Source organism: Limnoraphis robusta CS-951 (assembly GCF_000972705.2).
In genome coordinates this window covers 1-8599 of sequence record NZ_LATL02000246.1, presented here as the reverse complement: position 1 = coordinate 8599, position 8599 = coordinate 1, and the positions used below count along the sequence as shown (strand labels likewise).

The following is an 8599-nucleotide window of genomic DNA, read 5'->3' as shown; positions in this document are numbered from 1 at the left end:
GTCGCCGAAACTGATGAAAATATAACCGTTTTAGAAGATACTGAAACGATAATTAATGTTCTAGAAAATGATCGGGATGATGATATTGATGACAGTCTTACTATCACAGCAGCAAATAGTTTAGAAATCAGTGATGAAGGAGAAATTACAAGAATTCTTCCCGAAACAACAAGCCAAGGCGGAACTGTAAAAATTAGCGAAGATGGTAAAACCATTACCTACACACCCGCTCTGAATTATTTTGGTGAAGATAGCTTCTTGTATCTCATTACTGATAGTAAAGGAAGTGTTGCCAATGCGGAAGTCAAACTAACCGTTGAGTCTGTTAATGATACTCCTGAACTCCTCGAAGAAATTCCCGATCAGTTAAATATTCAACAAAATCAAGCCTTTAGTTTAAATATTTCGGGTTATTTTAACGACCCCGATGGTGATGTTTTAACTTATTCGGCGATCGCACTTCCCAATGGCTTGAATATTAATCCGACAACTGGTATTATTAGCGGTATTATCAACATTAATTCTGTGAGTCCGTTGGCGATCGCAGTTTCGGCGACAGATACCAATAACGCCAGTGTTAGCGATCAGTTTAACTTAAGCAGTACACCAACTCCTCAACCCGATACCGATACCGATACCGATACCGATACCGATACCGAACCTGATACTGATACCGAACCTGATACTGATACCGAACCTGATACTGATACCGAACCTGATACTGATACCGAACCTGATACTGATACCGAACCTGATACTGATACCGAACCTGATACTGATACCGAACCTGATACCGATACCGAACCTGATACTGATACCGAACCTGATACTGATACCGAACCTGATACTGATACCGAAACTGAACCTTCTCAACCTCGTTCAGATAGCGACGGAGATGGGGTATTTGACATCTTTGATCCGAGTAATGTCATTCAAGCGATCGCCTTTCCAGACTTAGAACCCCCCAGCTTGAATATTTCCAACTCATCAGAACCCACCGATAACGTCGATGCGATCATTGCGGCGACTGCTGAGACGGGTATTGTCTTCGGGTTGCAAGGAGGAGACTATATTCAAGGAACAGAAAATAATGACGAAATTAACAGTAACGAAGATAACGACTTCATCGACGCCAAAAATGGAAACGATACCATTATGGGGGGTAAGAATGAGGATAAAGTTCGCAGTGGATCAGGAAATGACTGGACTTTCGGGAACTTAGGAAAAGACACCCTCTCCGGTGAACGTGATGATGACTGGATCAACGGAAACCAAGACAACGATCTGATCGATGGTGCCGAGGGCCAGGATGAAGTTTATGGCGGAAAAAATGACGATCAACTGCGGGGAGGCGCTCAAGATGATAGGCTGTTTGGTAATCTCGGAGCCGACTTAATGGAAGGGAACGAGGATAACGATGTCCTCTATGGCAACCAGGATAACGATACAATTTCCGGCAACGCCGATCAAGATACCATCTATGGGGGTGAGGGAAATGATTTACTCGATGGCAACTCCGGGGATGATATTTTGTTTGGAGACAACGGAGACGATACCCTCGATGGCGGAGAAGGCAATGATCAACTCACAGGCGGAAATGGCAATGATTTGTTAGTCGGGGCAGAAGGTGCGGATACTCTCACAGGTGGGGAAGGGAGCGATCGCTTTGTTCTCGTTGTCGGATATGGTGTTGATCTGATTAATGATTTTGTCGATAGTCAGGATATTATTGTTCTTGATGGGGGTTTAACCTTCGATCAATTAACATTAACCCAGGTTAATAATTCTACAGTGATTGAAGTGAACCGAACCCCTCTAGCTACCCTCAATAATATTCAAATCAGTTTACTGACAGCCGAAGACTTTAGCACTTCTATAGCAGGTCGCACTGGTGTATTGACAAATTGATGAAATTGAGAAACTCTCAAAGCTTTACTAAGAGAGGTTTTCAACTTCCTCTTGCCTTTTGCCTTTTGCCTCTTGCCTTTTGCCTCTTGCCTTGCGCGAAGCGCTATAAAACGATGAATTTTCGAGGAGAGCAGACGGCTTTTAATGTTTATCCACCCGTTAACAAAGTTCTCAAAACTTGATAAATAAAAGTCAAAATCGCAATCCCCACAATCGAGATTAGCAAAATAAACAGCATCAAACCGCCCACTAAAATAATCACAAACAACCGATCAGCTTTTTCTCCCATTTCCGGCGCATTCATGTGGGCTTCTAAGAGATCAACATTTTTAACGTTGGCTTTCCAGGCGACATCAAAAAAATCTCCGAACACAGGGACAGTCCCAACTAGAGTTTCTGTTGCGATATTAGAAGCCATGCGAAGCAGTGTTTCTCTCGGAACACCCAGTTGAAATGCTTGCAAAACAATGTAAGCTGATAATAGACCTCCAGCTATATCTCCACCTCCAGGTATCAGTCCGATAATCGGATCAAGACCAATTCTATAGGTCGTACCCGGAACTCGAATGGCATTGTCGAGGAGATGACTAAATTCGCGCAAATGTTTGACTGTAGACGCTTTAGAGCGATTCTTCATGGAAGGATCAGTAGATTTAGGAGACTGATGCTGATTCATATTTTTGAGAATAATCAGAAAATCGACATTCTTGTGTCAACTTATTTGGCATCCTCTGCGCCCTCAAGGACGGAGATTCCAAACATCACTGTCTGGGTTTCCTCTTTCTACGAGTTGACTTACGAGGGTTGGGTTTCCCCACTCAAGCAGAGGTCAGTCTCTCCAAAGGCGTTGATTCCCGTCTGCCCGACGGTATTTTAAAAACAGATATTAAGCGGAAAAACGGATTAAGCTACGTGTGAGAAGCCTAGATTTATGCGTTTTACAGTCAAGTTAATCCGTTAATCTATTTCTTATCCGTTTCTTGATTTGATAGCTGTTTTAATGCAGATTTTAGAATATTTTTGGCGGCATTTTCGTCTCGGTCTGCTACATACCCGCAGTGAGGACATTTATGAGTTCTCGTACTGAGAGTTTTGACAACCTTTTCACCGCAATTTGAGCAGTTTTGAGATGTGTATGCAGGTTCAACGGCAATCACCGGAACCCCATAAATTCTCCCAAAATACTCCAACCATTCTCTAAATCTGTACCAAGCAGCATCGTTAATTGACTTAGCTAAATGATGATTTTTAACTAAATTGCGTATCCGTAGGTTTTCTATTGCTACCAAGTCGTTAGACCGGATGACGTGTTGAGCCAATTTACAGACCCAATCATTACGTCTGCGTGAAACCTTGAGATGCGCCTTCCCTAAGCGATTTTTGGCTTTTTTGCGGTTTTGACTTCCCTTTTGAGTTCTCGATAACCGACGTTGCAGCTTTTTAATGCGCCGCTCGTCTTTTCTTAAAAAGCGGGGGTTGTCTATCTGTTCACCTGTTGAATCGGTGTAGAAATAGTTAAGTCCAACATCTAGCCCTGTTTGTTTTCCTGTGAGTTCTTTATTTTCCTCTCGTTCATGGTCTATCAAAAATTGAGCATAATACCCATCGTATCTTCTAATCACTCTCACCCGTTTAATTTGTTGGAGTTGATAGAAGTGCAAATCTCGACTACCCCAAAGTTTAAATGTCCCCGATTGAAATTTGTCGGAAAATGTTAAATAGCGTCTATCCTCTGAAAGTTTCCAGCCTGTGCTTTTATACTCAACAGAAGCTCGAACCTGATATTTTTTAAACTTTGGGAATCCTTTATGACCGGGTATTTTTTGCCGACAATTCTTATAGAACCGTTCAATTGATGCCCATGCTCTCTCCGCGTGCGCTTGTCGAGCCATAGAATTGAGTTTATTCACCCAGGGAAAACTAGGATTGTCTGACAGCAGTTTGCAGTAGGCATAAGCGTCGTTACGACTTTTAACTTGACCGTCTATCCACGCTTTAATGATGCTATTACGGACGAATCGACCTGTACGGATAGCTTCGTCTAGCCTTCTGTACTGGGCAACAGTTCCTTGTAGCTTCATTTCGTAGACAATCATGTTTATCATTGTCGAGCCACGATAAACTATTGTAGCATAAAACAATCCGTCGTGAACGACCTTGCTCTAAACCTGCTTTTTATTGGTAACATTAGATTAAAGATTGCCGATCAACTTAACTTCCATCTGAGGTTAGAAGATTGAGTTTCGATCCTGTTGTTAAAATAAAGCATTTAAGGCCGTTATGGAGTGGATAGAAGTTTCTAACAACTGGGTTTTGATTCCCCCCCGACCAAAAGCAATTGTCCACTTTCTGGGGGGAGCATTTGTCGCGACAGCACCACAAATCACTTATCGATGGCTATTAGAGCAAATCGCTCAACAAGGATATGCCGTCATCGCCACCCCTTTTATTAATACCCTCAATCACGGAATTATGGCAAAAAAAGTTCTGTGGACCTTTGAGGATGGCTTAGAGGACTTGTACTCCACTCGGCGTCTGCGTCAGAGGGGTTTACCGATTTATGGATTAGGCCATAGTATGGGGTGTAAACTGCACTTACTGATCGGTTCTTTATTTCCCGTCACCCGCGCAGGGAATATTCTGATCTCTTTTAACAATTATGCGGCGCGTGAGTCGATTCCCCTCGTTGAACAACTTTCATCCATGATGGAGGTCGAATTTACGCCTTCTCCTCAACAAACCAACTGTATGATCAAAGAACGCTATCAAATTCGTCGCAACCTTCTGATCAAATTTACCAAAGATACAATCGACCAAACGTTAATTCTCAATCAGATTTTACAAGGTTGTTTTCCCGGAATGGTTGCACTTCAGCAGTTAGGCGGTGATCATTTAACCCCCATCAATCAAGATATGAGCTGGTCTGTTGGGGAAGTTTTCACACCCTTCGATGCGATCAGTCAATGGATTAAACAAGAAGTTTATCGAGATTTATATCGATTAAAACAAGAAGTTCTCCATTGGCTTGATCCGTTGGCAGCCTAAGAGAAATTGGAATTAATAGTTTTTAACAATCAACAGACAATTTCGGCCATCGCCAGTGGGTTCATAGCTCAAAAAATCAGCAATATCCCGCATCAGCTTCAAACCTCGTCCCCCACCCGCACCTTTATCGATACCACCAGGCATTTGTTGAAGCTTTCCCATCAAATCGAACGGAGGGCCATAATCCCAAATCCGAATTTCAATTTTTTCTTCACAGAGGGCGACTTCGATCTCAACCTTGACATCTGGAGGTTGGTTGCGATGAGCATGACGAACCGCATTCGTAAATCCTTCAGCCAAAGCCAGTTGACAGCGAATCCAGATGGAACTGGGAACCGATGGATGCTGTAATCGACCAAACCATGACAAAATATCGGATAAAGCATCAAGAGTATTAGGAGCCTGAAGCTTGACCTTGCATGGCAGGAGCAACGGTTCTGAACCTTCAAATTCAATCACACTTAGTATGAGAACCTACATCTACGATCAATTTAACACGAGGGATGACTGATACCACACTCAGTTTACAGTCCCACCTGTTGGACTATACTCTATTTAAGCGAAGAATTGATTCAAACTCTTGTTGCCGACCCTACTTTATTACCTGAGCGTCCATGTTTAAAATTTTGGTAATTGATGATGACACGGTGATTCGGGAGCTGCTAAGGAGAACTCTCAAAAACCAGGGTTATGATGTTTCGGTTGCTAGTAATGGTGAGGAAGGGATTCAAAAAGCGCAAGAATTACGCCCTGCTTTGATTATTTGTGATTGGATTATGCCCAGATTAACGGGTATTGAGGTCTGTCGTCATGTCAAACTCAATCCTGAACTCTCCACCACTCAATTCTTTTTACTCACCTCTCTGGGGTCAATTTCTGACCGGGTGAAAGGTCTGGATGCGGGGGCTGATGATTTTATTTCTAAACCCATTGAAATGAACGAGTTGTACGCCCGAGTCAGGGCTGGCTTACGCTTACATCAACTCAGTCAAGATTTACAAACTCAAAAACAACTCCTAGAAGCCGAGTTAGCCGAAGCCGCAGAATATGTACAATCTTTGCTTCCTCTACCGACTTCCACACCCCTCAAAATAGAAGCTAAATTTATTCCTTCCCGTCAACTCGGAGGTGATTGCTTTGATTACCGTTGGCTAGATGCCGATTATTTATCGATTTATTTAATGGATACAGCCGGACATGGTTTGAGGGCGACTTTGCCTTCGATTTCGGTTTTAAATTTATTGCGATCGCGTACACTTCCTAATATAGATTATTATCAGCCCAGTGATGTTTTGAAAGCCCTCAACAGTACCTTTCAAATGTCCTATCAAAATGACAAATACTTCACCATTTGGTATGGCGTGTATAACCGCAAAACCCACAAACTCACCTATGCCAGTGCCGGTCATCCTCCTGCTATTCTGCTTTCGGGTCAAGATCAAAACAGTCTACAAGTTAAACGCCTCAAAACCCCCGGAATGCCTGTGGGAATGTTTTTAGAAGCTGAATATAGCGACGACTGTTGCGAGATTAAAAATCCCAGTGATCTGTTTATTTTTAGTGATGGAGTTTATGAAATCCATCAACCCGATGGTTCAATGTGGGGACTTGATGCTTTTATTAATCTTCTGATTGACTGCAATTCCAATTATTCCCTCCCCAATCATCTTGATTCTCTTTTTAATTCGATTAAAGCTTTAAATTCAGGAAATCCTTTTGAAGATGATTTTTCTTTACTTAAAATTCACTTTGAATAGTCATTAAATTCCTATAATTAATACTTAACTGACTGTCCGCCAAGCCTTTAAACTTGTTGATTCAACTGAAAAATATGAGAAGGGAAGAACTCTAGGAATAATGAAAGTATACTCCCCACTTTTGCCAATTATTCACAACTTTTAAGCTGCCTTAAAACTCGGATTAATTGTACAAGTAGAGTCTCCCCATTCCCCTATTCACCCGAATCTAGATCATCCAAGATGAGGTTAAAGATTTAACTGCTTTTTTTAGCAGCATACTTCTCTTCAAACTCTTCGCGATTCTCAAAAATATCGAATACCCGATCCATACTGGTTAGTTCAAATAAGATTTTAATTTGCTCATTAATCGAGCAAACCATCAACTTACTACCAGCAGCTCGAACTGTTTTTAGAGCCAAAACTAAAGCACCTAAACCTGAACTGTCCATAAAGGAGACATCTTTAAAATCTATCAGGATGGTTTTGGCTCCCTTATCGACGAGATTGCTAATCTCTTTACGGAATTCACTTGCTTTCGTTCCGTCTAAAATTCCTTGGGGTTGAAGCACTTGAACATCAGAACTCATAATTTATTAAAAGTGAAGCCTCGACATTGACTCGCCAGTTTCCGCTAGTATAGCCTTGATATGAACTCATCGCCAAATTTTCAATCGAACACCCGTTCTCCAAGGGTTGGCCTCATGGGGTGACGGGCTATTGTTGGCTTTTTTGTAAGGGACTGACTTTAACCCGATACAGAAGTTGACCTCGATATCGATAGCCCGCATAGCGCACCACAACCATTTCCCCGGTTTGAGCGGTTCCTTCTAGAAGCTGGTGCATCTGGGGATTGTAAGGAATCTCCGAACCCACAGAGGCGATCGCTTCTACTCCCCATTGTTGCATAAGCCGTTCAACCGGACGCAACAGAGGCAATAATTTCACCCCCGCCAGTTTAGGGTTCTGTTGAACTTTATAAGCTACTGTCGGCCATTGTAGCAACCAAGCTTCTAAAATGCTTAAACTCGAGCGCTCAAACTCCTCTAACAGCAACTCTCGCTGCTTTTCCATCTGGCTTTGCAAGTGTTGATACTCTTGTTGCAATTCCTTAACCGAAGCCCCAGCATCTTGAGATCTCACCGACTCCGGCGCAAAAGTTGCCAACAATTCAACTAAAGAAATATTTAGTCCTTGACTAATTTTCAGCAAAATCTCCACTCGCATTTGTCGGGCCAGTCCCCGTCGCAGTCGGATAATTTGCCACTGAGAAACCCCCGTTTTTTGACTCAATTCCTTGACAGTAGAAAGCCCCGCCTCTTCCATTAAGCGGTGCAAGTCGGAGCTATAGTCAGGTGATGAAAATGGATTCATTCCCGGATCAATACTATTTCACGTTTGCAGTGGCTTTGGTTGTCGCACTGCTGCTACCATTGGTAACACTACTGTCGCTTCCTTGCAAGTGGGCTTCGAGGAACCACAAGCGCATATCAACGGTCCGTGAGATTTCGGTGTATAAATCCGCAGTATCCGCATCTCCTAAGCCACCCGTTTTGTCAATCGCCTCACGAACCTGTTTGGCGTACATCGCAAAGCGATCGGCTAAAGCGGTTACCAAAAATTGCCGCACACGCCCCTACCTTCAGGTATGGGGATATAAGGCTCTTTCTAATGCTATAATAACTCTACTGGCAGGGTATTCAACCAGTTGAAAAACCCAGCATCTAATCGATGCAATTAACCTTGAAAACTTAAGGTATGGGGTTCTTGCAAGAAATGCTTTGGCCATATAAAACCTTAAAGCACCAAGTACAGAGAACAAAGCATTTTTTTCTCAAGTACGGTAGGGCATACCGAAACTATCTCTGAAATGGGATGAACGACTGGGGAGACTCACCCCTCTGGAGTAG

At 42.7% G+C, this 8599-nt stretch carries 9 protein-coding genes; 3 read left to right on the top strand and 6 right to left on the bottom strand.

Annotation, left to right across the window (positions count from 1 at the left end; translation table 11 throughout):
* Positions 1 to 1908 (top strand): Ig-like domain-containing protein (locus WN50_RS21060; protein WP_049560622.1); only part of this gene is annotated, 1908 nt, incomplete at its 5' end.
* 148 nt (positions 1909 to 2056) lie between these two features.
* Here the strand turns inward: WN50_RS21060 and WN50_RS21055 are convergent.
* Positions 2057 to 2584: a DUF4112 domain-containing protein gene (locus tag WN50_RS21055; protein WP_046279271.1), complete on the bottom strand. Its 528-nt coding sequence runs from the start codon at positions 2582 to 2584 to the stop codon at positions 2057 to 2059.
* A 286-nt stretch (positions 2585 to 2870) separates the two neighbouring features.
* Complete coding sequence (locus WN50_RS21050) at positions 2871 to 4004, bottom strand: RNA-guided endonuclease InsQ/TnpB family protein (RefSeq protein WP_049560624.1); 1134 nt, start codon at positions 4002 to 4004, stop codon at positions 2871 to 2873.
* Between the two features lie 184 nt (positions 4005 to 4188).
* Here WN50_RS21050 and WN50_RS21045 point away from each other — a divergent pair, with 184 nt between their 5' ends.
* Positions 4189 to 4953 (top strand): DUF1350 family protein, encoded by a 765-nt coding sequence (locus WN50_RS21045; RefSeq protein WP_046281598.1) that lies wholly within the window; start codon positions 4189 to 4191, stop codon positions 4951 to 4953.
* Positions 4954 to 4965: 12 nt separating this feature from the next.
* Here the strand turns inward: WN50_RS21045 and WN50_RS21040 are convergent, their stop codons facing one another.
* Positions 4966 to 5412 carry an ATP-binding protein gene (locus WN50_RS21040; RefSeq protein ID WP_046281599.1) on the bottom strand — a complete coding sequence of 149 codons (447 nt, stop codon included), beginning with the start codon at positions 5410 to 5412 and terminating at the stop codon, positions 4966 to 4968.
* 155 nt (positions 5413 to 5567) lie between these two features.
* Here WN50_RS21040 and WN50_RS21035 point away from each other — a divergent pair, with 155 nt between their 5' ends.
* Positions 5568 to 6710 (top strand): PP2C family protein-serine/threonine phosphatase, encoded by a 1143-nt coding sequence (locus WN50_RS21035; protein WP_046281600.1) that lies wholly within the window; start codon positions 5568 to 5570, stop codon positions 6708 to 6710.
* A gap of 236 nt (positions 6711 to 6946) precedes the next feature.
* Here the strand turns inward: WN50_RS21035 and WN50_RS21030 are convergent, their stop codons facing one another.
* The 3 genes from WN50_RS21030 to WN50_RS21020 form a co-directional block, all read right to left on the bottom strand.
* The gene (locus WN50_RS21030; protein WP_046281601.1) at positions 6947 to 7279 is read right to left on the bottom strand and encodes an STAS domain-containing protein; all 333 of its coding nucleotides are present in this window, start codon (positions 7277 to 7279) and stop codon (positions 6947 to 6949) included.
* Between the two features lie 127 nt (positions 7280 to 7406).
* Positions 7407 to 8063 (bottom strand): helix-turn-helix domain-containing protein, encoded by a 657-nt coding sequence (locus WN50_RS21025; protein WP_049560608.1) that lies wholly within the window; start codon positions 8061 to 8063, stop codon positions 7407 to 7409.
* Positions 8064 to 8076: 13 nt separating this feature from the next.
* Positions 8077 to 8319, bottom strand: coding sequence for a ferritin family protein (locus WN50_RS21020; RefSeq protein ID WP_072075623.1), 243 nt, complete (start codon positions 8317 to 8319; stop codon positions 8077 to 8079).
* Positions 8320 to 8599: the final 280 nt, after the last annotated feature.

Excerpts from the sequence above, each read along its gene's own strand:
- WN50_RS21055 (WP_046279271.1), bottom strand. The coding sequence starts at position 2,584 with ATGAATCAGCATCAGTCTCCTAAATCTACTGATCCTTCCATGAAGAAT.
- WN50_RS21050 (WP_049560624.1), bottom strand. The coding sequence starts at position 4,004 with ATGATTGTCTACGAAATGAAGCTACAAGGAACTGTTGCCCAGTACAGA.
- WN50_RS21045 (WP_046281598.1), top strand. The coding sequence starts at position 4,189 with ATGGAGTGGATAGAAGTTTCTAACAACTGGGTTTTGATTCCCCCCCGA.
- WN50_RS21035 (WP_046281600.1), top strand. The coding sequence starts at position 5,568 with ATGTTTAAAATTTTGGTAATTGATGATGACACGGTGATTCGGGAGCTG.
- WN50_RS21030 (WP_046281601.1), bottom strand. The coding sequence starts at position 7,279 with ATGAGTTCTGATGTTCAAGTGCTTCAACCCCAAGGAATTTTAGACGGA.
- WN50_RS21025 (WP_049560608.1), bottom strand. The coding sequence starts at position 8,063 with ATGAATCCATTTTCATCACCTGACTATAGCTCCGACTTGCACCGCTTA.